The following is a 25,448-nucleotide window of genomic DNA, read 5'->3' as shown; positions in this document are numbered from 1 at the left end:
AGTATCCCGTCCGGGCCGGTGACATCTAATAACTAAGAGAAAGGAGACGTCCTCATGGCTATCGGTGTCTGGATAAGCCTCATCGCCTACTTCGTGCTCATGATCGCCATCGGCCTCTACGCCATGCGCACCTCCACCGCCACCTCCGAGGATTACATGCTGGGCGGAAGAACGCTCAGTCCTCAGGTCGCGGCGCTGTCGGCCGGCGCCTCGGACATGAGTGGCTGGTTACTATTGGGCCTGCCCGGGGCGATGTTCGTCTCCGGCCTGGGTTCGGCCTGGATCGGGATCGGCCTGTTCGTCGGCGCCTTCTTCAACTGGCTGCTGGTCGCGCCACGGCTGCGCGAGCAGACCGTTCACTACGGTAATGCCATCACCATTCCGGCGTTTCTGGCCAACCGCTTCCCGACCCGCGCGCTGTCGCTGCGCACGGTCTCGGCCATCGTCATCGTGGTGTTCTTCTCGGTCTACACCGCCTCGGGCCTGGTGGCCGGCGGCAAGCTGTTCGAGAGCGCCTTCTCCGGCGTCATCGACATCGGCGGGCTGAGCGACTATGCCACCGGGGTGATCCTCACCCTCGGGGTGGTGCTGGTCTATACCGTGGTCGGCGGTTTCCTGGCGGTGAGCATGACCGACTTCGTGCAGGGCTGCATCATGATGCTGGCGCTGGTGATCATGCCCGCGGTGGTGCTCTTCGGCGAGGGCGGCGGCGGATTCAGCCAGGCCCAGCAGACGCTCAATCAGGTGGACCCCACGCTGCTCTCCTGGACCGACGGGCTAACCATCATCGGCTGGCTCTCTGCGGTCACCTGGGGCCTGGGCTATTTCGGCCAGCCGCACATCATCGTGCGCTTCATGGCGATCCGCTCGGTCAAGGACGTGCCCACGGCACGTAACATCGGCATGAGCTGGATGCTCATCTCGCTGGTCGGCGCGATCTCGGTCGGTATCTTCGGCCGCGCCTATGCGATCCGCAACGGCCTCGAAGTGCAGGACCCGGAGACGATCTTCATCATCCTCTCCAACCTGCTGTTCCATCCGCTGATCACCGGCTTCCTCTACGCGGCGCTGCTGGCGGCGATCATGAGCACCATTTCCAGCCAGTTGCTGGTGGCCTCCTCGTCGCTCACCGAGGACTTCTACCGCCTGTTCCTGCGCAAGGAGGCGAGCGAGAAGGAGACCGTCACCATCGGCCGGCTGAGCGTGGTCGCGGTGGGCCTGGTGGCAGCGATCATCGCCTCCAATCCCGACTCCCAGGTGCTGGGCCTGGTCAGCAACGCCTGGGCTGGCTTCGGCGCCGCCTTCGGCCCACTGATCCTGCTCTCGCTGATGTGGTCGCGGACCAACGGCGCCGGCGCCATCGCCGGCATGGTGGTGGGTGCGCTGACGGTAATCGTGTGGATCGCGCTGGGCTTCAGCAACTCGTTCCTGGGCGGCCCCGGCGTCTACGAGATCATCCCCGGCTTCATCGCCTCCTTCCTCGCCATCGTGGTGGTGAGCCGCATGACCAGCGACGCCGGCGAGTATCGTCAGATCACGCGCTGAGCATGGCTCGACCGCCAAGATCAAGGGCTCCTGAGGGAGCCCTTTTTCGTGCCTGCCATCACACGGACAATCGCGATCGTGAGTAGCAACCCGAACCGCCAATCGGTCCCGGCATCGCCGTCGCCCGCGCCCAAGAATTACCGACTGTCAGTGGTGATGCTCGCGAAACGCCCACAGTCGTGAGCCGACGTAGGTAATCACTGGCACGGTAAGCGTGGCAATGCCGATGGCCCAGAATCCGGACACTCGGGTCGAAGCCAGCAGCATGGCGAGGACACCGTTATTGAGAACGAACCCCAGCAAGGCCAGGGTGAAGAAGCGCCTGGCCTTCCCCCGGCGCCGGAACGTCAAGCGTCGGTGGCCGATCAGCGATATCTGGAAGGCAACCAGAAAGCCGCACAGATTGACCAGGAACTCCGACAGCGCGGGCCACAGGGCGCTGAGGATGGCCGCAATCGTCAGGTGCGCAGCCGTCGCCACACCGCCCACCAGCCCGAACCGGGCAGCCGTCTTCGCCTCGCGCTTGAGCCGGCGCTTCACGAGCCGTCAGACCCGTGGTGGGCCCCACCGCCCTCACCGACCTGCTTCTCCCGGTCGATCAGACTATCCTCGGCGACCAGATAGAGCGGTCGCTGCTTGGTCTCGATGAAAAGGCGCCCGACGTACTCGCCCAGGATACCGACGGACAACAGCTGCATGCCGCCGAAAAACAGGATCGCGGTCATCAACGATGCGTAGCCGGGCAGATCATTGCCCACCACGATCACGCGCCCGACGAGGAGGAGAATATAAAGGAAAGCGAGCCCGGCAATGACGGCGCCGAAATACATCCAGATACGCAATGGCCAGGTAGAAAAGCTGACGAACCCGTCGATGGCGAAATTCCACAGCTTCCAGAAATTGAACTTGCTCTCCCCGCTCTCTCGCGCCGGCCGATCGTAGTAGACACCGATGGAGCGGTACCCCGGCCAGCTGAACAAGCCTTTCATGAACCGGTTGCGTTCGGGCAACCGCTTGATGGCTTCCACCACACGGCGATCCAGCAGCCGGAAATCCCCGGCATTGCTGGGGATGTGGGTTTCGGCCAGACGGTTGAAAAAGCGATAGAAAAGGCCAGCGGAGGCCCGCTTTGCCTGGGTATCCTCATCTCGGGAGCCACGAATGCCGTAAATCATGTCGTACCCTTCGTCCTGCCACAGCCGAATGAATTCCAGGATCACCGCCGGGGGATCCTGCAGATCGACATCCATTGGCACGACGGCATCTCCCCGGGCGTGATCCAGCCCGGCGGTCATGGCAGCTTCCTTGCCGAAATTCCGCGTCAAGGAGAGAACCCGAACCCTGGGATCCCGGGACGCACTCGTGCGGAGCCTCTCGAGCGTTGCGTCGGTGGAACCGTCGTCGACGAACAGTATCTCCAGTGCCGGCAGCCTGTCGCCCAGCTCTCGATCCACCGCCTGTAGAAACCGATCGATCGCCTCCTCCTCGTTCATGACCGGTACCACGATCGACAACATCCAATCCTTTCGGTGTCTCTCCACGGCGCTCTTCTCCTCGGTCGATGACGTCGGCCCACCTTGGGTTGGCGACGTCATCCGTCAGCGTCTAGGCTAATCCTAGCGGTAGAAAGGCGACTGCGCACAGACAGGCGTAAACGCTACCGAAGTGTAAAAAAACGCTGTTTCAAAATTTTACTGGACATAAAAAACACCGTTTCCTATCATAGCGACGTTGTCTCATAGAATGTGAAGGCCGGTAACACGGCTTCATGATGAAAGAAAGGGAGTACTTATCATGACCAAGACCAAACTGTTTTCCGCAATGGTAGTCGCCGGCGCTTGCGCATTCGGAACTCAAGCTGCATTCGCCTACGGCGCTGGCGATTTCTACGGCCGCCTGGGCGTAGCCAAGACAGACGTTGATACCGGCTATACCGGCGACAACGACAAGGGCGCCTACCTGGGCCTGGGTTACATGGTTCACGACAAGATCGGCGTCGAGCTGAGCTCCATGACCGAGACCAAGGTCCACGCTGAAGGCGGTACCTTCAAGCAGGTCCCGATCAATCTGATGGCACAGTACTACCCGCTGGGTGGTCTCGATTCTCGCGTCCAGCCGTATGCTGGCGTCGGTGTCAACTACACCACGTTCTCTGACGAGAGCGGTGTCGGTAGCGTCGACGACTCCTGGGGCGCAGCGGGCCAGCTGGGTGTCGATCTGAACGTGACCGACAACTTCGGCTTCAACGCCTTCGCTCAGTACACCGATGTCAGCGCCGACATCAGTGGCGGTCGCGACATCGATCTCGACCCGGTCACCGTCGGTGCCGGTGTCACCGCTCGCTTCTAAGCGAACGGCAGTCGCTATCGGAAACCGGGCCCAAGGGCCCGGTTTTTTTGTGCCTCGGATTCGGCCAGCGGGGCTCGACCGCGATCGGTCATGCCTGGGTGACGATAAGATCGACGTTGGCAAGCTCACGCACTACCGGATCTCTCGTCGAGGCCGGCTCGTCCTTGAGCCAGACCTCCATCGCCGGGGCGACGGCGCAAGTCGCGGGCAAGGTGGCACGGGCATCGACCAGCGCCTGGAGCCGCGCAATGAAGACGTAGCGCAACCATTGCGGCATCGACATGGTATCGACGCAAAATGGCTGCTGGCTCTCGAACGCCGACGGTTGGGGTTGCGATGCCTCCCACAGACCGACGTCCATCAGCGTCGATTCCAATTCACGCAAGGCGTGAGCCAATCTGTCGTGCGAGGTCATTGTTCCTCCTGAAACGGTGGGTGTGGAAACTGTTCCGGTTGCTCACAAAAAACCTGAAGGAGCCTGTGGATAAACTTGGGACACCTATCCCGACGCGGCGTAATGCATGTCTCGGCGCAGACTGATCAATTTTTGGCCAGGACCTATCCAGAGCCGGCGCGGCAAGTTACAGTGCGCGCCTCGATGGAGACGGCGACCCCCTATCATGCAAACGCTCAGCGATTTCTTCTCGGGCAGCGGCGCGGAGGTCGTGATATCGACCCTGGGCCGTCGCGTCACCCCTATGGAACAGGCCGCTTTCGCCGCATTCGAGCGGGAGCAGACGCCCTGGCCACTCCCCTGGAACGGCCGAGCCCAGGTCGCCTGTGCGTTGAGATGGCCCGAACTCGAAACGGACCCGGCCATCTGGTTCCTTTCTCTACCGCTGGATGAGCAGGGCCAACTGGTGCCCGCCCCTCGCGATGCGTTCCTCGACCGTCTGCTGCAGACCCTGAGCGCCCGCGCGGCATCCTCTAACGAGGATCTGGCGCCAGACAATCTGATGCAGGACAATCCGCTGGCCTTCGAACCAGAGCTACACCAGCGAGCGCTGCTGCACGCCCGCTTGTCTCGTCATTTCGGCCAGCCTCCCTCGGCTTTCTCTGACATGACACGCCGCTATCTCCTCGGCGATGAGTCGCTCGACTGGCAGATGCTGGGTCTCCAGGGATTGGCCGACCAGGTTGTCGCCAAGGACCCGGCGGTAATCGGGGCGCTGGTGGCAGGCCTCGATGCCATGCCGCGGGAGGTGATTCTAGCGCTTTGCTACCTGCTGGAACATGGTGACACCCCGGACGAGTTGCTGCCGAGACTGTGGAGCATGCTCGACAGCGCTCGCGAGAGACGGGATATCGAAGCCTTCTGCGCCCTGTTGAGAGCCCTGCTGGGTAGCGAGGACGCCAGGGTCGGGGAGTGGCTAGGCCGCATTCTCGATGACGACGCCCTGATGGCCGCCGACTGTCTTGCCGCCATTGCCGCCCGTGGCTGGCACCATCTCGAGCACGAGGCCCGCCTCGAACGGTTTCTGCAGCGCCTGGCCGAGAGTCAGGAGGTCGACTTTCGTCCCGTCGTGCGTGATTTGGCATTGATCCCTCGCCTGCGGCTGCCCATATTGATGATGCTACGTCAGGCACCGATGGACTCCTCCCTGGGCCGGCTCGTCAGACAACGGAACGCATGATTTCATGAAAGCAATGCCCTATCAGGTCCAGGCGATCATCGGCCGACGCGAGATGGTGACGCTCCCCGACCTGCAGATGACACTATGCTGCAAGGCGGACACCGGGGCCCGCACCTCGGCGCTGCATGCCGAACAGATCGAGCCCTACGAAGAGAGCGGACACCCATGGGTTCGGTTCATCACCCGCTCGAGCGGGCAGCCCATCGCGCATCATGAGTGCCAGCTGCCGCTGCACGACCGGCGGAGAGTCAGGAGTTCCAACGGGCAGCAGGAGTGGCGCTATGTCATCCGCACCCGCCTCCTCCTCGGTGGCCTGGATTTCCCCATCGAATTGACCTTGACCGATCGCAGCAACATGCGTCATCCCATGCTGCTCGGGAGACGCGCCATGCGACGGCTGCTGGTTGCCCCGGGCGCCGCGTTCCTTCACGGTGAACCCTGACATTTCTCTCGCCACCGCCCTCACACCACGGCTCGGAGCCTCTCGCGCATGCACATCGGCATCTTGTCACGCAATCGCAACCTATACTCGACGCGCCGCCTGATCGAGGCCGCCGAGCAGCGTGGCCACAGTGTCAGAGTCGTCGACACGCTGCGCTGCTACATGAATATCGCCTCGCACCGCCCCTCGATCCACTACAAGGGGGCGGAACTCGAGTCCTTCGACGCGATCGTGCCGCGCATCGGGGCATCGGTGACCTTCTACGGCTGCGCTGTACTGCGCCAGTTCGAAATGATGAGCACCTACGTACTCAACGACTCGGTCTCCATCACCCGGTCCCGCGACAAGCTGCGCTCACTGCAACTGCTGTCGCGCAAGGGCCTGGGGCTTCCGGTGACTGGCTTCGCCCACTCGCCCGACGACATTCCCGACCTGATCACCATGGCCAAGGGGGCGCCGCTGGTGATCAAGCTGCTGGAGGGAACCCAAGGCATCGGCGTGGTCCTGGCAGAAACCAATCAGGCAGCGGAATCCGTCATCCAGGCCTTCATGGGCATGAAGGCGAACATCATGGTGCAGGAGTACATCAAGGAGGCCAAGGGCGCCGACATTCGCTGCTTCGTCATCGGCGACAAAGTGGTGGCAGCGATGAAACGCCAGGCCGCCGATGGCGAATTTCGTTCCAATCTGCACCGTGGCGGCACCGCCAGCGTCATCCGCATCACCCCGGAAGAGCGTTCCACCGCCATTCGAGCGGCCAAGGCCATGGGATTGTCCGTGGCGGGTGTCGACCTGCTGCGCTCCAACCACGGCCCGGTGATCATGGAGGTGAACTCTTCGCCCGGATTGCAAGGTATCGAGACGGCGACCGGCAAGGATATCGCCGGCCTGATCATCGAGCATCTGGAGAAAAATGCCAGCACGCCACGCAAGGCGCCGCCGAAACCCAAGGGCTGAGCCAGAAGAAAAGGAACAAATAGCCGGAAACACTAAATTTTTCTGCCCCCAGGGGTAGCAAAACAGTGTTTCCGGCCGCACAATTTGTGTCACCTCAGGAGGTGGCCGCACATGTTTCTCGACAATCGCCAAGTGGCGATGGACAGCGTGCTCGAAGCGCTGGCCGACAGTCTCGACTATTTTCAGGACAATCTCGATCGCCTGCGTCCGGCGCTGCGTAATGCCCTGAAACCCCATTATGAGGAACGTGGGGCTGCCATGCATGAACTCCAGCAGCTGGTGCGGGAGCATCTCGACATCCTGCCACGGGATGCCGACGTCGAACGCGACGACTACCTCTGGCTCTGGAGCCGTATCAAGAGCTTCGTCGGCAACGATAGCGCCGTGCTGCTGGGAGAACTGCTCGAGCAGGAGCGAGTTCTGATGCAGGCGCTGGGCACGGCCTTCACCCATCCCCTGCCGGAAGCGCTCGAGCCGCCACTGGAGCGCTGCTGGAAGAATTGCCGGGCGCTGATTCGGGAAATCAACAAGCTTCAGCAACGCCAGCGCTGAGAGAGGACGGTCGGCGCCCCGCCGAGCTCATGACGATAGCCGGATCGGCTCGAGAGGCCCGAGGAAGTAAGGTTCGCGCCCCCAGAAATAGAGATCCCCGAACGTCGCCGCACGGGCCAGCCACTCTCGCAGCCGCAATCGCCACTCCCCCTTGATGCCGCCTTCGGGCACGGCGCATCCGGTCGCCTCGATGCCCAGTGCATCGGCGATGAATAGCGCGCGTGGTAGGTGCCAATCCTGCGAGATCAGCATCAAGCGGTCAGCGCCGAAGACCTCCTTGGCCCGAACGACGCTGTCGAAGGTACTGAAACCGGCATAGTCGAGAGTCATGTGGGTATCATCGACATTGCGACGCTTCAAGGAGCGCCACATGCTGATCGGCTCGTTGTAGTAGCGGGTACGGTTGTCGCCGGAGAGGAGCAGGTGCTGGACACGGTGCAACCGCAGCAGTTCCGCCGAGGTTTCCATTCTGGCCTGGTAGTAGGGATTGGAACCGCCCTGACGCAACCACTGCGAAGTGCCGAAGACCAGGCCGACGGGCTGCACCGTACACAGCGGCACCTCGTGCTCGATGCGCGCGTGGGTCTTCTGCAGTATCCAGAGGTTGATCACCACGATACCGACAGCCACCAGCGACAGGCTGGCCAGCAGCGCCTTGAACACGCCCTTCAGCAGCCGGAACATGGGGAAGAACAAGGTCGATTGACAGGAAGCGGCCACCGAGGACCTCTACCGGAAACCCGGTGGCGCATTGAAATGTCGATCAGCATATCGCGTTCGTTGCTCTGCCAGAAACCGGCTGTGCAAGCCGGGAACGTTCGTCAGGCTCCGTCTGTAAAGTCCCTAGAACATTCCCAGTTCAAGACGCGCCTCTTCGCTCATCATCTCACGGCTCCAAGGGGGATCGAAAACGATTTCCACGTGGACCTTGGAGAACTGCGGCGCGCCCAGAATCTTGCGGCGGGCGTCTTCGGCGATGACATCGCCCATCCCGCACCCCGGCGCGGTCAACGTCATGCGGATGGTCACCATGCACTCACCGGTCAAGAGGCGTTCGATGCGACAGCCGTAGACCAGCCCCAGGTCGACGATATTGACCGGTATCTCCGGGTCGAAGCAGGTCCGCAGTTGCGCCCAGACGAAAGCTTCCATCTCTTCCTCGCTCGCGCCCGGGTCCAGTGTGGGGCGTTCGAGGGCGTCGAGACCCAGCGAGTCGAGATCATGCCCTTCGATCAGATAGAGGCGGCCTTCGTAGCTGACGCTGACCGAACTGCCCTTGGCCTGCATCACCACGACCGTGCTGTCCTCGACCAGCGTGACCGTCTTGCCGAACGGAATCGAGATGGCATCGACATCACGCTGCAGCGGCATCTCCTGGCCCTTGTAGACCTGGCTTAACGGATCCATCGTCGCTCCTGAGAGAGTTGTCGACCCGAGCCGGCCGGGCGCCTGGACCGGCTCAACGCAGCATCCCCAGCACGCGCTGCAATGCCTCGACGAAGGCATCGACCTCTTCCGGGGTGTTGTAGACCGCCAGCGAGGCACGGCAGGTCGCCTCGACACCGAAGTGGTTCAATACCGGCTGGGCACAGTGGTGCCCGGTACGAATCGCCACGCCCAACTGGTCGATCAGCAGCCCGATATCCTGCGCATGTGCGCCGTCGACAACGAACGAGATCACGCTCGCCTTCTGCGGCGCCGTGCCGATGATCTTCAAGCCATCGATCCGTTCGAGCTTCTGCGTGGCGTGATCCAGCAGCCACTGCTCCCAGGCCGACAGGCGCTCGATACCGAGCGCGTTGACCCAGTCGAGGGCCGCGCCCATGGCGATCACGTCAGCCACCGACGGAGTGCCCGCCTCGAAGCGGTGGGGAACGGCGGCAAACTCGGTGCCACGCTCGAAGGAGACGCGTGAAATCATCTCCCCGCCCCCCTGCCAGGGGGGCATCGCCTCGAGAATGGAGGCCTTGCCATAGAGCGCGCCGGCACCCAACGGGCCATACACCTTGTGGCCGGAGAAGGCGTAGAAGTCGGCATCCAGAGCCTGCACGTCGACGGCTTGATGCGGCACCGCCTGAGCGCCGTCGACCAGAATCAAGGCGTCATGGGCGTGGGCGTCGCGCGCCATCTCGGCGATGGGATTGATCGTGCCCAGCGCGTTGGAGACATGGTTGACGCAGACCAGCCTGGTCCGCTCGCCCAGCAGCTCGCGATAGGCCTGCTGATCGAGCACGCCGCGCGCATCGACCGGGATGACCTTGATCACGATACCCAACTCGCGCTCGAGCAGCTGCCAGGGCACGATATTGGAGTGATGCTCCATCAGCGACACCACGACCTCGTCGCCGGCACGCAGATTGGCTCGTCCCCAGCTGTTGGCCACCAGATTGATCGCCTCGGTGGTCCCGCGGGTGAAGACGATCTCGCGCGGTTCGAAGGCGTTGAGGTGCCGCTGCACCGTCGCGCGAACGCCCTCGAAGGCGGCGGTCGCCTCGTCGGCCAGGGTATGCAGGCCGCGGTGGATATTGGCGTTGTAACGACGGTAGTAGTCGCCGAGGCTATCGATGACGGCCACCGGCGTCTGGCTGGTTGCCGCGTTATCGAGATAGATCAGGGGCTTGCCGTGAACTTCCCGCTCGAGTATCGGGAAGTCCCGGCGTACCGCCGCCAGGTCCAGCGTCAGATCGGTGATCGACGTCATGTCAGGCCTCCTGGACCGCCTCGGCGGTTTCGACCAGATCCGCCAGATTGAAGCGCTCCGGCAAGCGACCGGCAACGGCCCGCTCGACGCGCTCGGCAATGACGTTGAGTCGCACCTTGTCCATCACCTCGCCCACGAAGGCCAGGGTCAGCAGCGCCCGCGCCATCGGCTCGTCGATGCCACGACTGCGCAGGGCGTAGACGGCATCCTCGTCGAGCTGACCGGTCGTGGCGCCGTGAGAGCACTTGACGTCGTCGGCGTAGATCACCAGTTCCGGCTTGGTGTCGATCTCGGCGCGGTCGGATAGCAGCAGGTTGGCGTTGTTCTGATACGCCTCGATCTGCTGCGCATCCTTCTTGACGAAGACCTTGCCGTTGAACACGCCATGGGAACGATCATCGAGAACGCCCTTGTAGTTCTCGTTGGAGAACGTCCGTGGCGAGTTGTGATTGACCAGGGTGTGGTTGTCGACGTGCTGTCGCCCCTGGACGAAGAACAGTCCATTGTAGGCGGCTTCGGCACCCTCACCGTTGAGATCGGTCACCAGATCGGTGCGCACCAGCGCGCCGCCGAGATTCAGGTTGTAGGAGTTGAAGCGGCTGTCGCGACTCTGGTCGACATGGATGCTGGCCACGTGAAGATCCGTCAGCGCGGCTTCCTGCAGCTTGTAATGGTCGACGATGGCACCGCGATCGAGCAGCACCTCGGTCACCACATTGGTGAAGTTGGCCGCTTCGGCCTCACCCGAGTAGTGCTCGATGACCGTCGCTTCACTACGAGCTCCCGCCTCGATCAACACGCGGGGGTGACTCATCACCGCCTGCCCGTTGGCACGCGACAGCAGCAGCACGTAGATCGGCTTGTCGACCACCGCACCGGGGGCCAGGCGCACGACGACACCTTCGTCGGCAAAGGCGGTGTTCAACGCGGTGAAGGGAGAAAAATCGACGCCCGCCAGACGCCCCAGGGCGCCACCCACCGCTTCATGATTGGCAGAAAGGGCTCGCGAAAGCGGCTCGACCTGGACGCCATCGGGCAAGCCCTCGAGCTCGGAGAGCGCCTCGCTGAACACACCGTCGACCAGCACCAGCCGGTAGGCATCGATGTCCAGCCGCTGTGCCTCGAAGCGAGCCGCATCGAAACCGGCGTCGGTCGCCAGCGCGAAGTCGCCTTCGGCGATACGGCGCACGTCCGTATACTTCCACGCTTCGTCACGCCGGGTCGGAAAACCCATCGCCTCGAATCGCGCCGCGCCAGCCTGGCGCCTCGCCGCGACCCAACTCGGGTCGTCCGTGCGACGCAAGGTCAGACGCTCGAGAAAGCGTTCCGGTGCACTCATGCAGCAGACTCCTCCAGCACCCAATCGTAACCGCGGGCTTCGAGCTCCAGTGCCAGTTCCTTGTCGCCGCTCTTGACGATGCGACCGTCGACCAGGACATGAACGCGATCCGGCTCGATGTGGTTGAGCAGGCGCTGGTAGTGGGTCACCAGCAGGATGGCGCGATCGGCGCTGCGCAGCGAGTTGACGCCGCTGGCGACGACCTTCATGGCATCGATGTCGAGACCGGAATCGATCTCGTCGAGCATGGCCAGCTTCGGCTGCAGCACCAGCATCTGAAGGATTTCGTTGCGTTTCTTCTCACCGCCGGAGAAACCTTCGTTGACCGCACGCTGCAGGAAGCTCGGGTCCATCTTCATCTCGGCGCTCTTCTCGCGCACCAGTTTCATGAACTCCGGCGCCGGAATCTCGCCCTCGCCCCGGGCGGCGCGCTGCGCATTGAGCGCGGCCTTGAGCAGGTAGATGTTCTTGACCCCGGGGATCTCGATCGGGTACTGGAAGCCCAGCAACAGCCCGGCGCGAGCGCGCTCCTCGATCTCCATTTCGAAGATGTCCTGACCTTCGAACAGAATCGTACCCTGGGTGACTTCATAACCGTCCTTGCCGGCGATCACGGCCGACAGCGTCGACTTGCCGGCGCCGTTCGGCCCCATGATGGCGTGCACCTCACCGGCATTGATGGTCAGGTTGAGGCCGTTGAGGATCGCCTTGTCCTCGACCGTGACGTGAAGATCTTTGACTTCGAGCATGTGAAACCCTTGAAACGAGAGAGACCGCCGACGCAGCCTCCCGGATGAAATGATTTCGGCAATGGCGACGGATCAGCCCACCGAGCCTTCCAGCGTGACGTTGAGCAGTGCCTCGGCCTCGACCGCAAACTCCATCGGCAACTCCTGGAAGACGTCCTTGCAGAAGCCGTTGACGATCATGCTCACGGCATCTTCTTCGTCGATGCCCCGGGCACGGCAGTAGAACAGCTGATCGTCGGCAATCTTGGAGGTCGTGGCTTCATGCTCGACGGTCGCGGTGCTGTTGCCGATCTCCTGATAGGGGAAAGTGTGCGCACCACACTGGTCGCCGATCAGCAGCGAATCGCACTGGGTGTAGTTTCGCGCGCCCTTGGCCCGCGGCCCGATCTTGACCAGCCCGCGATAGGACTGATCGCTGCGACCGGCGGCGATCCCCTTGGCGACGATGGTCGAACGGGTGCCCTCACCGATATGGATCATCTTGGTGCCGGTGTCGGCCTGCTGGCGGCCGTTGGTCACCGCGACGGAGTAGAACTCGCCGATGCTCTCCTTGCCGCGCAGCATGCAGGAGGGGTATTTCCAGGTGATCGCCGAGCCCGTCTCGACCTGGGTCCAGCTGATCCGGGAGCGATCGCCGCGGCAGTCGCCGCGCTTGGTGACGAAGTTGTAGATGCCGCCCTTGCCATCCTCGTCGCCCGGATACCAGTTCTGGACCGTCGAATACTTGATGTAAGCGTCTTCCAGCGCCACCAGCTCGACCACGGCCGCGTGCAGCTGGTTCTCGTCGCGCATCGGCGCGGTACAGCCCTCGAGGTAGGAGACCTGCGCCTGCTTGTCGCAGACGATCAAGGTGCGCTCGAACTGGCCGGTATTGGCGGCGTTGATACGGAAGTAGGTAGAGAGCTCCATCGGGCATTTCACGCCTTCCGGCACATAGACGAAGGAGCCGTCGGTGAACACCGCGGAGTTGAGCGCGGCGAAGTAGTTGTCCGCCTGGGGCACCACGGTACCCAGATATTGACGGACCAGTTCCGGGTACTCGCGGATCGCCTCGGAAATGGAGCAGAAGATCACGCCCGCTTCGTGGAGCTTTTCCTTGAACGTCGTGGTGACGGAGACGGAGTCGAATACCGCATCCACCGCGACCCCCGCCAGCGCTGCCCGCTCATGCAGCGGGATCCCCAGCTTCTCGTAGGTCTCCAGCAGCTTGGGATCCACCTCGTCCAGGCTCTGCGGGCGATCTTCCGGCTTCTTGGGCGCGCTGAAGTAGGAGATCGCCTGATAGTCGATCGGCGGGTACTCCAGGTGTGCCCAGGAGGGAGGCGTCATCTTGAGCCACTGGTGATAAGCCTCGAGGCGCCACTCCAGCATCCACTGCGGCTCACCCTTTTTCTGGGATATGAAGGCGATCGTGCTTTCATCCAGGCCGGGCGGCACGGTATCGCTTTCGATGTCGGTCACGAATCCCTGCTTGTATTCGCGACGGACCAACTGCTCCATCTCTTCGCTAGCCATGGTCTTCTCTCCTCTCCACCGAGAGTCTTATGACGAAGGCACAATCCCGGGCCGGGCCAGAGGCAACGAATGTCGCCACCGCTGGGCCAGCCATCGCCGCACCTTCTTAATGTTCGCGCAACGCCCCACTTGCCGTGGGCAACGTCACGCTTTGAATGGGTAGCTGCACCGGCAGCTTGAGTGGACTGGATTGCGCGAGATGCGCCAGTGTCACCCCGTCGAGCAGCGTGCGGATCGCCTGCGACACGCGCTGCCAGTTGTCGGCGACGCCGCAGGAGTCGAGCAGCCCACACTCGCCGTCGGCGTGGCTGCATTCGGTCATGCCGATCGGCCCCTCGATCGCGGCGATGATATCACTGGCCGTGATATCCGCCGGAGAGCGGGACAACACGTAGCCGCCGTGCGAACCCCGACGGGACTCGAGCAGTCCACTCTTGGCCAGCATCTTGAGCGTCTTCCCCACCGTGGGATGCGGAAGCTTCACGCGCGCCGCCAACTCCGACGCGGTGTGGGCCTGATCCGGATCCCGCGCGATCTGCGCCATGATCACCGCCGCGTAGTCCGTCAATTTCGATAGTTTCAGCACGTCTCGATGCCCTCTCGATCCTGACAGCCGCCATATAGGACCATTTTAGTCCTCTTTACATACGCTGTGAACCCACAACGGACGGCGAAACCCTCGCCGCGACGCATCGGAGATAGCCCCCCTGTAAAACCAGCGCCATGCGCGTCCAGAAAACAGGACGCGGCGCCGGCTGGGGAAACTGCTGCAAAGGCCTCGCCTTGGCAGGCTCGCCGTTGGAGGATCACGGCTTCCGACCGTCGAGTGGTGACAACCATCCCGTGATGTCGGCGGGACGAGCGCGGAGGCCAAAACATGTCGTCAATTCACGCAACGACAAAATGACACAATAAACAAAAAAAAGACTCACTTCGTTCTTAAGGCAATGATTTGAAACATGATCTTACAAAAAGGGGTGTTTTGCTCGGTCTGCACGTCCCCGTGCTGCGACACCCGGCGTCCGCAACCGGCTACGCCCTGTGCAATACACCGACACAAATATCGCACTCTCGATTACATCAGAATTTCCTGAATTGGACCTAAGTAAGCCTTGCACCTACCGTTGTCCCGACTTTTCGGAAACGCTGTTTGTCATCGGCTGTAAACCGAGCGCTACCGTTTTAGGACCGTGATGACAGGGTCGTCGACCCTTGAGTCTGGACCCCGTAGCGACAGGTTGATGCCGTTGAAGGAGAACGCGTCGCGACACGAATCAGCAAGGAGAGCCATCGTGCGGATCACCATTTTTGGAACGGGATATGTCGGACTCGTCACCGGTACCTGCCTCGCCGAGGCCGGCCACGAAGTCATGTGCATGGACGTCGACAGCAACAAGATCAACGGCTTGATGAAAGGCATCGTGCCGATCTACGAACCGGGCCTGGAAGCCCTGGTCAAGCAGAACGTCGCCGAGGAGCGGTTGCTGTTCACCGCCGATCCGGCCGAGGCCGTCGGCTTCGGCACCCTGCAGTTCATCGCCGTAGGAACCCCGCCAGACGAGGATGGCAGCGCCGATCTCAAGTACGTCCTCAGCGTGGCCGACACCATTGCCGAGCACATGCAGGAGTACAAATTGGTCATCGACAAGTCCACGGTGCCGGTAGGCACGGCGGATCGCGTCTCCGAGGCCATTGCCCAGCGTCTCCACCAGCGTGACGTCGACATCCCATTCGATGTCTGCTCCAACCCGGAGTTCCTCAAGGAGGGCTCGGCCGTCGAGGACTTCTCCCAGGGCGCTCGCATCGTCATCGGTTGCGACTCGCCCCGCGTCGAACCGCTGATGCGTGAATGTTACGCCCCCTACAACCGGCGCCAGGAGAAGCTGATGTTCATGGACATCCGCAGCGCCGAGCTGACCAAGTACGCCGCCAACGCCATGCTGGCGACCAAGATCAGCTTCATGAACGAGATCTCGAATCTGGCCGAACGGCTCGGCGCCGACGTCGAGAACGTGCGTCGCGGCATCGGCAGCGACCCGCGCATCGGCTACAGCTTCATCTATCCCGGCTGCGGCTACGGCGGCTCCTGCTTCCCGAAAGACGTTCAGGCATTGGCGCGAACTGCCACCGATGTCGGTTACGAAGCTCAACTGCTCAACGCCGTCGAATCGGTCAACTATCGCCAGAAAGCGAGCCTGTTCACCAAGCTTTCCCAGGCCCTCGACGGCGATCTGGAGGGCAAGACCATCGCGGTGTGGGGCCTCGCCTTCAAGCCCAATACCGACGACATGCGCGAAGCGCCGAGCCGCGAGCTGATGGAAGCCGTCTGGGCCGCCGGCGGCAAGGTCCGGGCCTATGATCCGGAGGCGATGCAGGAGTGTCGACGCCTCTACGGCGAGCGCGACGACCTGGCGCTGGCAAAGCGCCGCGACGACACCCTGGAAGGCGCCGACGCGCTGGTCATCTGTACCGAATGGAAGGCCTTCCGCACGGTCGATTTCCGGCGCCTGCGCGAGCAGCTCACCACCCCGGCGATCATCGACGGGCGCAACCTGTTCAATCCGGAGAGCGTGCGCGCCGCGGGCCTGCTCTATTTCGCGGTTGGTCGTGCCGACTCGCTGCGCATCCCGCTCTCCGGCGGCGACGGCGCCTCGGCCCCGCTGTCCCGGATCGGGCAAGACGGTCCCAGCGTCGCCTATACGCTGTAACCCCCGGCCTCGTCGGCGGCAGGGCCGCCGACCTCCCCTTTCGATCACGATCTGCATCGGCGCCACCGCGTCGATCGCGGGAACGTCGTGTCTGCCCTCGAGACTCGGTGGTCACGCGCAAGGGACCGGGTCGCTCAATGACGCCGCAACGTCGCGTCATCGAGCGACCCCAGAAGAAGATTTCAGGGACATCCGATGAGCGACATCAACTACACCCGAGCCAGACCCAGCAGGGCGTCGGTGGCAACCGAATTCACGGTCATGCTGCTGCTCGCGACGCTGGTCCTGCTGCTGGTAACGCATCTGCCAGGCGAGGTCTTCCATCCCGGTTCGAAGAGCTTCATCTTCGCCGTGGGCCTGATCGGCGTCTGGCGTTACTCATGGTGGTTCGTCCAGGCGATCCGTTCGGTCTGGTACAACCGCCGCATGTTTCCCCGGCTACGAGCCCAGGCCGATGCCGTCGGTGCCACCGAGACACCGGACGCGCTCTACATCCTGTGCACGTCTTTCCGGATCGACACCAGAGTCACTTTCGCCGTCTACGACGCCCTGATTCGCGATGCCGCCGACTACGGCGTGCCGACCACGCTGTTCGCCGCGATCGCCGATCGCAGCGATGTCGACATCATCGATCAGGTGATGGAAGAACACGGCTGGCCGGGCAATATCAGCGTCCGCTACATGTTCCAGAAGGGCGATGGCAAACGCTCGGCCATGGCCGAGGTGCTACGTGCCATCTCGCGCTGCATGCCGACCCACCGTTCACTGCTGGTGAGCATGGACGGCGACATTCGCATCGAGCCGGGAACGCTGGCGCGCTCGCTGTCGTTCTTCCTGGCGAAAGAGGATCTGGGCGCGATCACCACCAACAACAACGCCGTGGTGATCGGAAACGACGCGACCAAGGAGTGGTACGACCTGCGCTACGCCCAGCGTCATCTGGTCATGAGCTCGACCTCCGTCTCGGAACGGCTGCTGGTACTGACGGGCCGCTACAGCGCCTTCCGCGCCGACCTGGCCACCCAGCCCGAGTTCATCGAACTGGTCGAGAACGACCATGTCGAGCACTGGCGTTTCGGTAACTTCAAGTTCCTCTCCGGCGACGACAAGTCGACCTGGTTCTGGCTGCTCAAGCATCGCTGGAAGATGCTCTATCTGCCGGATGTCACTGTCACCGGCTTCGAGGAACTGCCGGATCGCCGGCGCTTCTTCAAGTCGACGCTAGACCTGATGCGTCGCTGGTTCGGCAACATGCTGCGCACCAACGGCCGCGCGATCGCGCTCGGCCCCCGGCGAATGGGTTTCTACACCTGGTGGAGCCTCATCGATCAGCGGCTTTCGATGTGGACCACTCTGATCGGCCCGTGCATCGCCGTGCTGCTGACCCTGTTCGTACGCCCGTCGTTCATCTTCGCCTATCTGCTCTGGATCCTGATGACCCGCGGCATCACCAGCCTGGTGCTGGCATGGCAGCGTGGCCGCTGGAGCGCGCTGTGGGTGCCGATGCTCTACTACAACCAGCTCAGCGGCGCGATTCTCAAGACCTACGTCAGCTTTCGCTTCAATCGCCAGAAGTGGTCGCGTCAGGGCATTTCGGCCGGTGAGCCGGAGGACCCGAGTGCCGCGCGCCGCCAGCGCTTGGGCGGCCACCTCATCCACACGCTCTACTTTGGCGCGCTGATCTTCGTGCTGGCCGTCTTCGGCGGGATCATGGCACCGGCGGACCGGCTCTCGCTCGCGGCGATGGTCGGCACCCAGCCGGAGGCCACCGACCACGGCGCCAGCCACGACAATCGCTGGCTCGCGCTGACGTTGGCCGATGCCCCGCAGGATGGCAGCGTGCAGCTGCCGGCGGGTCACTTCCGGATCGATGCCGGCTTCAACGACCAGGTCGCCTCGCTGGACAAGATCCGAGGCGCCAGCCTTCAGGGTTACGGCGACCCCGATGATCCGACCACGCTGCAGGTCGCCGGCGATCTCGCCCCCCAGCTCACTGCAGACGGCACCACGCTCGCCGAGGCGGGCCGATTCCAGTGTGACGAACAGCGCCCCTGCCGACTCCGGGTCGGCGGACAGGAGGTCCGCCTGACGAAGTTGTCACTGGTGCTCGGCGAAGCCCACGAGAAAACACAACTGCTGGCCCGGAACAGCCAGTAGGTCAGGGACTCGACAAGGAGATTTCATCATGTCAGATCAACACAACGACACGGACCAGTTACGCCACGAGCGCCGTGACGAACGCCGCCACGTTCGGGTCGAGATGCCCTTCGACGTACGCCTGGGCGACGGCCATGTGGCCAAGGGCCACGATCTCTCGATGGGTGGTTTTTCGGCGGAGACCTCGATGCCGCTCGAGCGCCAGCGCGAGATTCCCGTGGCGCTGATGCTGACCGCCAGCGGCATCGAACTGGCCCTATCCGCCACGGCGCGTCCGCTGCGAGAAATCGGCGAAGGCCGTTCGCAGCTCATCGCCTTCGAGTTCACCCGGATGGAACCCCGTCAACGGGATATCCTGCGCCGGGTGATTCGGGCCCAGATGAGCGGCCGCCACGTCAGTCTCGATGGCCTGATCGATCCGCAGGACGCCCAGACGCCGCGCAAGCGCCGGAGCAACGTGGCGACGCCGGCCACCCGACCCAAGCGCCGGGTGCCGATGTTCCGCTACCTGGCCCTGCTGGTCGCCGCCGGCGTGCTGACGGCTGCCGTCGCCGCGACCGTCTATCGCAACGTTTTCCTGATCGAGCCGAGCTTCGCTGCGGTGACGGCGCCGCGCACCGACATCCTTGCCCCCGGCGCCGGCCAGTTGAAGGATCTCGATCTCAAGGCCGGTGACAAGGTCGAACGCGACCAGCCACTGATCGACGTCAACAACGCCGAGCTGCAGAACGACCTGCTGCTCTCTCAGGCTTCGTTCGACTACAACAAGCGCTTGATCGAGAACCTGCAGCAGAGCCTCGATGACGCGGGCAACAGCAAGGTCAGCGTGGCCACCTCCTCCAATCCCGCCAACGGCGAGCTGGGTTTTGAAACCCTGTCACCGGAAATTGCCAAGACCCGGGTCGAGCAGTTCGAGACGGCCCGGGACTACGAGAGCTCGCGTATCGACGCCTACAAGGCGCGGGTCGCGGCCAACACCATCTACAGCCCCTGCGACTGCGAGGTCGCCTGGGCGCTCAGCGCCGCCGGCGGTACCTATGTCAACGAGGGCGACCGCGTCATGACGCTGGTCAGTACCAGCAACAACGACGTGATGGTCGAGGCGCTGGTGCATATGGAGGACATCGGCGATATCGAGAACCACCAGAAGGCTTACATCGCCCTGCCCAACGCCTCGGAGCCGATTCCCGCTCGCGTGCGCAGCGTCGCCCTCGACGTCGAGCGTCAGCCGCGCGCCGGCTTCCCCGACTGGGTGCGTCAACAGCAAAACGTGGCCAGCGTGCTGCTGGTGCCGGAATCGCCGCTGCCGGCAAGCACCGTAGGCACGCCGGTCGACGTGCGCTTCACCGATGCCCCGATGCTCGATACCGCTGCCGAATGGACCTACCAGGCCGGCCGCGCCATGGCTCAGGGCGTTCAGTCACTGTGGGGCCGCGCCGCCGACGGCATGAAGAGCGCCATGAACTGATCGTGTCATGAACTCGAACATCACCTAGCCATTCACGAAGCGCCACTCTCGCCAAGGAGACGAACATGATTCCAGCCAAGCTCGACAATAGCCAACCTCGCCGGCGGCGCCCGCTGGGTTCGGCGATTCTGGTCGCTGGCGCGTTGACACTGGCCTCGCTTCCCGCCCAGGCGGACAGCGATCACTCGCTCACCCAGCCGCAGGCCAGCGCCTGCTCATCCCGCTATGCGCCGGTGCAGATCCTGGCGATGAATGACAATGCCGACCCCAAAGCCTGGATCAAGGACAACCTGGCTGGCCAGCGTCGCTGGGGCGAGCAGAACCTGCAGGTCCTGGACAGCACCGAAAGCGGTCTTGGCAGCCCTGCCCTGCGTGTCAACTATCCCGCGGGCACGTCGTCGCCCAGCGACGCCGAAGAGGGCGGCGCCGGTTTCGTGGTGCCGGTGCCGGCGCTGCGTCAGGCCGATCGCGCCTGCCTGCGCTACCGGGTGCGCTTCCCGGCCGGCTTCGATTTCGTCAAGGGTGGCAAGCTGCCGGGGCTGTACGGCGGCGATGGCCCTACCGGCGGCGACGAAGTCACCGGCAAGAACGGCTTCTCGATGCGGTTCATGTGGCGCAAGCAGGGACAGGGCGAACTCTACGAGTATGTCGTCAACAAGGACTCCGACTACGGCGAATCGGTGGGCCGGGGCCGCTGGCACTTCACGCCGGGACAGTGGGTCACCGTCGAGGAGGAGATCGTGCTCAACGATCCCGAGCGCAAGAACGGCATTGCGCGAGTCTGGATCGACGGCCAGCCGACACTGGAACAGCAGGGCATCGTCTATCGCACCACCGATGAGGTGCACATCGACGGGCTGATGTTCTCGACCTTCTTCGGCGGCCATGGCAGCGATTGGCGCACGCCTCGGGACCAGACCGTCGATTTCGCCGATTTCACGCTGATGACCCCGAAGGGGTGATCCATCCTATCGACAGGGAGTCGATTCTCATGAACCGGATGCCAATCGCGGGCCGACCCGGCCTGCGTCACAGCCTCGTTCTCGTCCTGGGTCTGGCGACCCTCGGCTCGGCCCTGTCGGCACAGGCGGTCGAACCGACGCCGACGGACCGGCCCGCCGAGGCGGACGAGACGATGAGCTTCGCCCAGCGCCAGAAGCTGGATCTGTCCGAGTACACGGTCACCGATCCGGATGCGTCCTATTTCGACGTCAAGGCGCGCATGGCCTTGCTGCAGCGCACCGACAACGACCTGCTGCAGTACAACCGGGATCAACTCGAGCAGGGTCCGAGCTGTCGTCAGGAGCTTTCCAAGCCGGCGCTGGACAGCGTCATCCGGATCCCCGGCTACTATCCGCAGCCCAAGGCGTGGGAGCTGGCCTCCGAGCCGCTGTTCGATTTCGAGGATACCGTCTCCAACCTGGCCGGCTCGTATGTCGCCTCCGGTGACGACTACTACGCCGACTGCCTGGTTCGGTTCCTGGACAAGTGGGCGACTCACGACGCGCTGAGCCAGTTCTACTACGATCGCCTGGAACCCCAGGGCTGGTACTCGACCGAATCGATGATGTTTGCCGCCGCGCTCGCCTATTCGGTCGTGCGTCCGGCGGTCGCGGACAAGCGTCCGGAGGCGATCGAGCGTATCGACCACTGGCTCAACACCCTGGCCCACAAGCACGCCTCCATCCGTGGCGGGGACCCGAGCTGTTGCAACAACCACTTCTATCGTCGCGCGCTCTACGCCAGCATGATCGGCGTGCTGACGGAAGACGATGAGCTGTTCCAGTTCGGCGTCAGCGCCGTCTACTCGGCGCTCAACAACCTGACCCCACGCGGCGCCTTGCCCCACGAGATGGCTCGCGGCCGCCGCGCCAGCCACTACCAGAATTACGCCCTGCTCTATCTGGTCACCATCATGCAGGTCGCCTATCGCCAGGGTTACGACCTGTTCGACTTCGAATACCACGGCCACACCATCGACGACGCCGTCCAGTTCGCCCTGGATACGTTCGACGATCCGGCGGCGCTGGGGGACCTGGCTACCCACGCACAGTACTACGGCTTCCTCGACGACGAGCAGTATCTCGCCTGGATGGAGATCTATCTCAGTCACCACGACGACGACAGGGTCGCCCACTACGTCAGCCAGAAACGGCCCATCGACAACCGCAGTGCCGGCGGCTACGTCACCTTCTATTTCATGGCTCCGCAGGCCCAGCCTCGGGCGCTACCGGAACCCGACAGGGCGGAACTTGCCGCCTTCGAGCCCGACGCGTGATCACGCCGCCAATCCCGACACCCGCATTCGAGCCTCGAGCTCAACCCCTGACCCATCTTGGCCCGCTCCAGGGACGGAGGCCGGGCCTGCCCCCGAAGGAGAGATTCACATGACCAGACCGACGCCCCCTTCCACCCGCAAAGACCTGCCAGTGACACGCCGCCGCGCTGGCAGTCGCTTCATGCTGGGCCTGGCATCGGTGGTGATGTTGACCGCCTGCGCGAGCCAGCAACCTGCCCAGACGCAACCGATCGCCGCCAAGGACCAGGAGCTGTTCGCCCATCACTACGTCGAGTCGATGCCCTCCACCGACTGGAACCGGGTGGAGTACATCCGCAGCCTCGAAGCCAAGGGGCAGAGTCTCGAGGCCATCGCACTGCTCAAGCCGATGGCGGTCACCCATCCCGAGGCCAGCTACGAGCTGGCTCGAATCTACGACGACGCGACCGGCGTACCCCGCGATCCGGCGATGGCGGCGCACTACTATCGCCAGGCCGTTCCCTATGAGTTCAGCGGCCTCGACAACGCCTCGTTGAAACTGGGCCGGCTCTACCGCGCCGGCGACGGGGTCAAGAAGGACCCCGCCCTGGCGTGGAACCTGTTTCAACAGGCGGTCGCTCACGATGGCAACCCCAGTGCGCGCATCGAGATCGCCGAAATGCAGCTGGCCGGAGAAGGCGTCGCGCGTGACGTCTACGGAGCGCGCCTCCAGTTGGAACAGGCGGCGGCGCTGAATGAGCCGCGCGCGCTCCAGGCCCTGGCCGAGAACTACGCGCCGGGCGGGGCTTTCGATAGCAACCCGAGCCAGGCACGGGCCTACGCCGAACGCTACGCCCAGGCAATGACGCCGCGCGCCGAGAGCGGCGACGTCGGCGCGATGCTGGCGCTTTCGCGCGCTTACGCCGAAGACGGTCTGCTGCCCCAGCCGGCACGCCAGCAGCAGTGGCTGATCCGTGCCGCCGACAGCGGTGACCCGCAAGCGCTGGCGGCCGCCGGCCACCTGCTGGTCACGCAGCAGAATCCCGCCCAGGGGCTGGACATGCTCCGGCGCGCGGCGGAGTCCGGCAATGTGGACGCTGCCTACTGGCTGGGCCAGGCCTATCTGGGCCAAGGTCAGATCGAGCCCAATCCGGGCCTGGCCGAAAAGTGGCTATCGGAAGCCGCCCAGCAGGGCCAGCTCGATGCCGCCCGCACGCTGGGCCAGGCCTACGTGGCGGGAGACGTCCTGTCGCCAAGTCTCCAGCGCGGGGTCGCGCTGCTGCAGCGGGCGGCACAGCACGACGACGCCTACGCCCTCGCCCTGCTGGGCAATCTCTATCTCGAGGGAGATCGGCTCCAGGCTCAGCCGAGACAGGGCATCGAATATCTCGAACGTGCCCACGAACTGGGGCATCCCTACGCCACGGCGCGCCTAGGCCAAGCCTGCCTCGAGGGCGAGGGTACGTCGGCCGACCCGCAACGCGGCGTCTCGCTATTGAGCGAGGCGGCCGATCAGAATCAGAGCGGTGCCGCCCGGACCCTGGGAATCGCCTACCTGGACGGTGAGGGAGTCCAGCGCGACCCAGCCAAGGCGCAGCAGTGGCTGCACCGAGCCATCGAGCAGGACCCCGACGACACCACCGCCAAGACCCGGCTCGGTCAGGGCATCCTCGAGGGCAAGCTGTCCGGCAGGGATCACCGGGGCGTCAGGCTGCTGGAGCAAGCCGCCGATCAGGGCGACGCCTACGCCATGGTCGTGCTCGGCCGCGCCTACCGTGACGGAGTCGGCGTGCCACCGGACCTGAACCGCGCCGAACGCTGGCTGCAACGTGCCGCCCGCGCCGGCCACCCTTCCGCTGAGCAGGCGCTGGCGCGCACCTATCGCGCCAGTGGCGAGCAGGGCAACATCGATGATCTGATTCGCGCCGCCCGGATGGGCCAGGTGCCGGCCATGGCGGACCTGGGTCGCGCCTATCTCGGTGGTCAAGGCGTTCGCGCCGATGACGCCAGCGCCAGGCAATGGTTGTCACGCGCCGCCGACGAAGGCCATCCCGGCGCCACCGCCTCGCTCGGCCGAATGTATGCCGACGGTATCGGGGTCGCCGTCGACAAGGCGCGCGCCGCCAACTATTTCGAACGTGCGATTGCCGCCGGCCATGTCGGCGCCGAAGCCGACCTGGGCAGGATGCTGCTGACCGGCGACGGCGTCACCGCCGATCCACAACGCGGCGTCAGGCTACTGACCCGGGCCGCCAACGCCGGCCACGGCTCCGCCGGCGTGACCCTCGGCGAGGCCTACCTGAACGGCACCGGTGTCGCCGCCGATCCCGCCAAGGGCGTGCGCTATCTGGAGCGCGCGGCGCAGCGCGGCGACGACAATGCCCAGCGTGTCCTGGGGCAGGCCTATCTGGAGGGCAATGGCGTCGGCCAGGACTCGGCCCAGGCCATCGAGTGGCTCTCCCGCGCCTCCGACAACGGCAACGTTTCTGCGAAAGCTGCGCTCGGTGCGGCTTATCTCGAGGGACAAGGCGGTATCGCCCAGGACGTGGCCCGCGGCAGGCAGCTGCTGACGGCGGCGGCCGACACTGGCCACGCCGGTGCCGAGGCGGCGCTGGGTCGCGCCTATCTCAGTGGCGAGGTGTTGCCGCGCGATACCCACAAGGGCGCCCGACTGCTGGTCGATGCGGCACGCCAGGGACACCGATCCGCCCGCGTGTCGCTGGCCCAGGCCTACCTCCAGGCGCGGGGCGTGGAGTTCGTCGATCAACAGCAGGCAATGATCTGGCTCGATGGCGTGATGGAGAGCGACAGCGAAACCGCCATCAGAACGTTGCAGGATCTACTCGAGGATACGGATGTCGCCGATGCCGCTGGCCAGACAACCTGAGTGCTGCCCGAGGAATCGACAGGCCAGACGAGGCGCTGATCGGCGAACGGCAGGGCCGTGGGCCCACGAGTCGACTGTCAACGCCACCTGAGTGAGCGCCGGCCTGTGGCAGATAAAGCGTGGTTAACGCGCGGAGTCGGCATCAACGCCGCCCCGCCAACGACGAGACCCNNGGGTCTCGTCGTTGG

Annotated in this window: 22 protein-coding genes; 12 read left to right on the top strand and 10 right to left on the bottom strand. The window is 64.0% G+C overall.

The window, feature by feature from the left end:
* Positions 1-54: 54 nt before the first annotated feature.
* Positions 55-1,545, top strand: coding sequence for a sodium/proline symporter PutP (gene putP / locus DOM45_RS11520; RefSeq protein ID WP_110600680.1), 1,491 nt, complete (start codon positions 55-57; stop codon positions 1,543-1,545).
* Positions 1,546-1,692: 147 nt separating this feature from the next.
* Here putP and DOM45_RS11515 read toward each other — a convergent pair whose 3' ends face one another.
* Both DOM45_RS11515 and DOM45_RS11510 read right to left on the bottom strand, forming a co-directional pair.
* Entirely contained in the window at positions 1,693-2,085 is a 393-nt protein-coding gene (locus DOM45_RS11515; RefSeq protein WP_110600678.1) for a GtrA family protein, read from the bottom strand.
* Positions 2,082-3,086: a glycosyltransferase family 2 protein gene (locus DOM45_RS11510; protein ID WP_240612370.1), complete on the bottom strand. Its 1,005-nt coding sequence runs from the start codon at positions 3,084-3,086 to the stop codon at positions 2,082-2,084. The genes DOM45_RS11515 and DOM45_RS11510 overlap by 4 nt, the downstream gene beginning before the upstream one ends.
* 253 nt (positions 3,087-3,339) lie before the next feature.
* On the opposite strand from DOM45_RS11510, the gene DOM45_RS11505 reads away from it, so the two are divergent.
* Entirely contained in the window at positions 3,340-3,894 is a 555-nt protein-coding gene (locus tag DOM45_RS11505) for an OmpW/AlkL family protein (RefSeq protein ID WP_110600675.1), read from the top strand.
* An 88-nt stretch (positions 3,895-3,982) separates the two neighbouring features.
* Here the strand turns inward: DOM45_RS11505 and DOM45_RS11500 are convergent, their stop codons facing one another.
* Positions 3,983-4,309, bottom strand: coding sequence for a YqcC family protein (locus DOM45_RS11500; RefSeq protein WP_110600673.1), 327 nt, complete (start codon positions 4,307-4,309; stop codon positions 3,983-3,985).
* 205 nt (positions 4,310-4,514) lie between these two features.
* Between DOM45_RS11500 and DOM45_RS11495 the strand changes: the two genes are divergently transcribed.
* The 4 genes from DOM45_RS11495 (at position 4,515) to DOM45_RS11480 (ending at position 7,479) form a co-directional block, all read left to right on the top strand.
* Positions 4,515-5,528, top strand: a complete 1,014-nt coding sequence (locus tag DOM45_RS11495) for a DUF3549 family protein (protein ID WP_110600671.1) — start codon at positions 4,515-4,517, stop codon at positions 5,526-5,528.
* Between the two features lie 4 nt (positions 5,529-5,532).
* Positions 5,533-5,970: an ATP-dependent zinc protease family protein gene (locus tag DOM45_RS11490; RefSeq protein ID WP_110600670.1), complete on the top strand. Its 438-nt coding sequence runs from the start codon at positions 5,533-5,535 to the stop codon at positions 5,968-5,970.
* A 48-nt stretch (positions 5,971-6,018) separates the two neighbouring features.
* The gene (gene rimK / locus DOM45_RS11485; RefSeq protein WP_110600668.1) at positions 6,019-6,927 is read left to right on the top strand and encodes a 30S ribosomal protein S6--L-glutamate ligase; all 909 of its coding nucleotides are present in this window, start codon (positions 6,019-6,021) and stop codon (positions 6,925-6,927) included.
* 111 nt (positions 6,928-7,038) lie between these two features.
* Complete coding sequence (locus DOM45_RS11480) at positions 7,039-7,479, top strand: ferritin family protein (protein ID WP_110600667.1); 441 nt, start codon at positions 7,039-7,041, stop codon at positions 7,477-7,479.
* Between the two features lie 27 nt (positions 7,480-7,506).
* Here the strand turns inward: DOM45_RS11480 and DOM45_RS11475 are convergent, their stop codons facing one another.
* From DOM45_RS11475 to DOM45_RS11445, 7 genes are all read right to left on the bottom strand, one after another.
* A complete protein-coding gene (locus tag DOM45_RS11475) occupies positions 7,507-8,199 on the bottom strand; it encodes a SanA/YdcF family protein (protein WP_240612369.1) in 693 nt (230 codons plus the stop codon).
* A 123-nt stretch (positions 8,200-8,322) separates the two neighbouring features.
* Positions 8,323-8,886 carry a putative Fe-S cluster assembly protein SufT gene (gene sufT, locus DOM45_RS11470; RefSeq protein ID WP_110600665.1) on the bottom strand — a complete coding sequence of 188 codons (564 nt, stop codon included), beginning with the start codon at positions 8,884-8,886 and terminating at the stop codon, positions 8,323-8,325.
* A gap of 52 nt (positions 8,887-8,938) precedes the next feature.
* Complete coding sequence (locus DOM45_RS11465; protein ID WP_110600663.1) at positions 8,939-10,180, bottom strand: cysteine desulfurase; 1,242 nt, start codon at positions 10,178-10,180, stop codon at positions 8,939-8,941.
* 1 nt (position 10,181) lies between these two features.
* Positions 10,182-11,519 carry a Fe-S cluster assembly protein SufD gene (sufD, locus tag DOM45_RS11460; RefSeq protein ID WP_110600662.1) on the bottom strand — a complete coding sequence of 446 codons (1,338 nt, stop codon included), beginning with the start codon at positions 11,517-11,519 and terminating at the stop codon, positions 10,182-10,184.
* Positions 11,516-12,268 (bottom strand): Fe-S cluster assembly ATPase SufC, encoded by a 753-nt coding sequence (sufC, locus tag DOM45_RS11455; RefSeq protein WP_110600660.1) that lies wholly within the window; start codon positions 12,266-12,268, stop codon positions 11,516-11,518. Before sufC ends, sufD begins: the two co-directional genes overlap by 4 nt.
* A 72-nt stretch (positions 12,269-12,340) precedes the next feature.
* A complete protein-coding gene (gene sufB / locus DOM45_RS11450) occupies positions 12,341-13,783 on the bottom strand; it encodes a Fe-S cluster assembly protein SufB (protein WP_110600658.1) in 1,443 nt (480 codons plus the stop codon).
* Between the two features lie 106 nt (positions 13,784-13,889).
* Complete coding sequence (locus DOM45_RS11445) at positions 13,890-14,369, bottom strand: SUF system Fe-S cluster assembly regulator (protein WP_110600656.1); 480 nt, start codon at positions 14,367-14,369, stop codon at positions 13,890-13,892.
* Positions 14,370-15,075: 706 nt separating this feature from the next.
* Between DOM45_RS11445 and DOM45_RS11440 the strand changes: the two genes are divergently transcribed.
* The 6 genes from DOM45_RS11440 to DOM45_RS11415 all read left to right on the top strand — a co-directional run bounded on the left by DOM45_RS11440 (position 15,076) and on the right by DOM45_RS11415 (position 25,260).
* The gene (locus DOM45_RS11440; protein ID WP_110600654.1) at positions 15,076-16,491 is read left to right on the top strand and encodes a UDP-glucose dehydrogenase family protein; all 1,416 of its coding nucleotides are present in this window, start codon (positions 15,076-15,078) and stop codon (positions 16,489-16,491) included.
* 195 nt (positions 16,492-16,686) lie between these two features.
* The gene (locus tag DOM45_RS11435; RefSeq protein ID WP_110600652.1) at positions 16,687-18,648 is read left to right on the top strand and encodes a glycosyltransferase; all 1,962 of its coding nucleotides are present in this window, start codon (positions 16,687-16,689) and stop codon (positions 18,646-18,648) included.
* A 28-nt stretch (positions 18,649-18,676) separates the two neighbouring features.
* On the top strand, positions 18,677-20,116 hold the full coding sequence (locus tag DOM45_RS11430; RefSeq protein WP_110600650.1) for a PilZ domain-containing protein: 1,440 nt from the start codon (positions 18,677-18,679) through the stop codon (positions 20,114-20,116).
* A gap of 65 nt (positions 20,117-20,181) precedes the next feature.
* Positions 20,182-21,078: a polysaccharide lyase gene (locus DOM45_RS11425; protein ID WP_110600648.1), complete on the top strand. Its 897-nt coding sequence runs from the start codon at positions 20,182-20,184 to the stop codon at positions 21,076-21,078.
* 29 nt (positions 21,079-21,107) lie between these two features.
* Positions 21,108-22,394, top strand: a complete 1,287-nt coding sequence (locus tag DOM45_RS11420; protein ID WP_240612368.1) for an alginate lyase family protein — start codon at positions 21,108-21,110, stop codon at positions 22,392-22,394.
* 109 nt (positions 22,395-22,503) lie between these two features.
* On the top strand, positions 22,504-25,260 hold the full coding sequence (locus tag DOM45_RS11415) for an SEL1-like repeat protein (RefSeq protein WP_110600646.1): 2,757 nt from the start codon (positions 22,504-22,506) through the stop codon (positions 25,258-25,260).
* Positions 25,261-25,448 lie beyond the last annotated feature (188 nt).

It is taken from the genome of Salinicola lusitanus, assembly GCF_003206045.1.
Lineage (GTDB): Bacteria > Pseudomonadota > Gammaproteobacteria > Pseudomonadales > Halomonadaceae > Salinicola > Salinicola lusitanus.
The sequence above is the reverse complement of the archived record's forward strand: the minus strand, read 5'-3'. Positions and strand labels throughout refer to the sequence as shown.

What these genes read in the sequence shown, in the direction of transcription:
- DOM45_RS11480 (WP_110600667.1), top strand. Translation starts at nt 7,039, where the DNA reads ATGTTTCTCGACAATCGCCAAGTGGCGATGGACAGCGTGCTCGAAGCG.
- DOM45_RS11500 (WP_110600673.1), bottom strand. Translation starts at nt 4,309, where the DNA reads ATGACCTCGCACGACAGATTGGCTCACGCCTTGCGTGAATTGGAATCG.
- DOM45_RS11465 (WP_110600663.1), bottom strand. Translation starts at nt 10,180, where the DNA reads ATGACGTCGATCACCGATCTGACGCTGGACCTGGCGGCGGTACGCCGG.
- putP (WP_110600680.1), top strand. Translation starts at nt 55, where the DNA reads ATGGCTATCGGTGTCTGGATAAGCCTCATCGCCTACTTCGTGCTCATG.
- DOM45_RS11490 (WP_110600670.1), top strand. Translation starts at nt 5,533, where the DNA reads ATGAAAGCAATGCCCTATCAGGTCCAGGCGATCATCGGCCGACGCGAG.
- DOM45_RS11420 (WP_240612368.1), top strand. Translation starts at nt 21,108, where the DNA reads ATGAACCGGATGCCAATCGCGGGCCGACCCGGCCTGCGTCACAGCCTC.
- DOM45_RS11425 (WP_110600648.1), top strand. Translation starts at nt 20,182, where the DNA reads ATGATTCCAGCCAAGCTCGACAATAGCCAACCTCGCCGGCGGCGCCCG.
- DOM45_RS11505 (WP_110600675.1), top strand. Translation starts at nt 3,340, where the DNA reads ATGACCAAGACCAAACTGTTTTCCGCAATGGTAGTCGCCGGCGCTTGC.
- DOM45_RS11415 (WP_110600646.1), top strand. Translation starts at nt 22,504, where the DNA reads ATGACCAGACCGACGCCCCCTTCCACCCGCAAAGACCTGCCAGTGACA.
- rimK (WP_110600668.1), top strand. Translation starts at nt 6,019, where the DNA reads ATGCACATCGGCATCTTGTCACGCAATCGCAACCTATACTCGACGCGC.
- DOM45_RS11430 (WP_110600650.1), top strand. Translation starts at nt 18,677, where the DNA reads ATGTCAGATCAACACAACGACACGGACCAGTTACGCCACGAGCGCCGT.
- sufT (WP_110600665.1), bottom strand. Translation starts at nt 8,886, where the DNA reads ATGGATCCGTTAAGCCAGGTCTACAAGGGCCAGGAGATGCCGCTGCAG.
- DOM45_RS11435 (WP_110600652.1), top strand. Translation starts at nt 16,687, where the DNA reads ATGAGCGACATCAACTACACCCGAGCCAGACCCAGCAGGGCGTCGGTG.
- sufD (WP_110600662.1), bottom strand. Translation starts at nt 11,519, where the DNA reads ATGAGTGCACCGGAACGCTTTCTCGAGCGTCTGACCTTGCGTCGCACG.
- sufB (WP_110600658.1), bottom strand. Translation starts at nt 13,783, where the DNA reads ATGGCTAGCGAAGAGATGGAGCAGTTGGTCCGTCGCGAATACAAGCAG.
- sufC (WP_110600660.1), bottom strand. Translation starts at nt 12,268, where the DNA reads ATGCTCGAAGTCAAAGATCTTCACGTCACGGTCGAGGACAAGGCGATC.
- DOM45_RS11495 (WP_110600671.1), top strand. Translation starts at nt 4,515, where the DNA reads ATGCAAACGCTCAGCGATTTCTTCTCGGGCAGCGGCGCGGAGGTCGTG.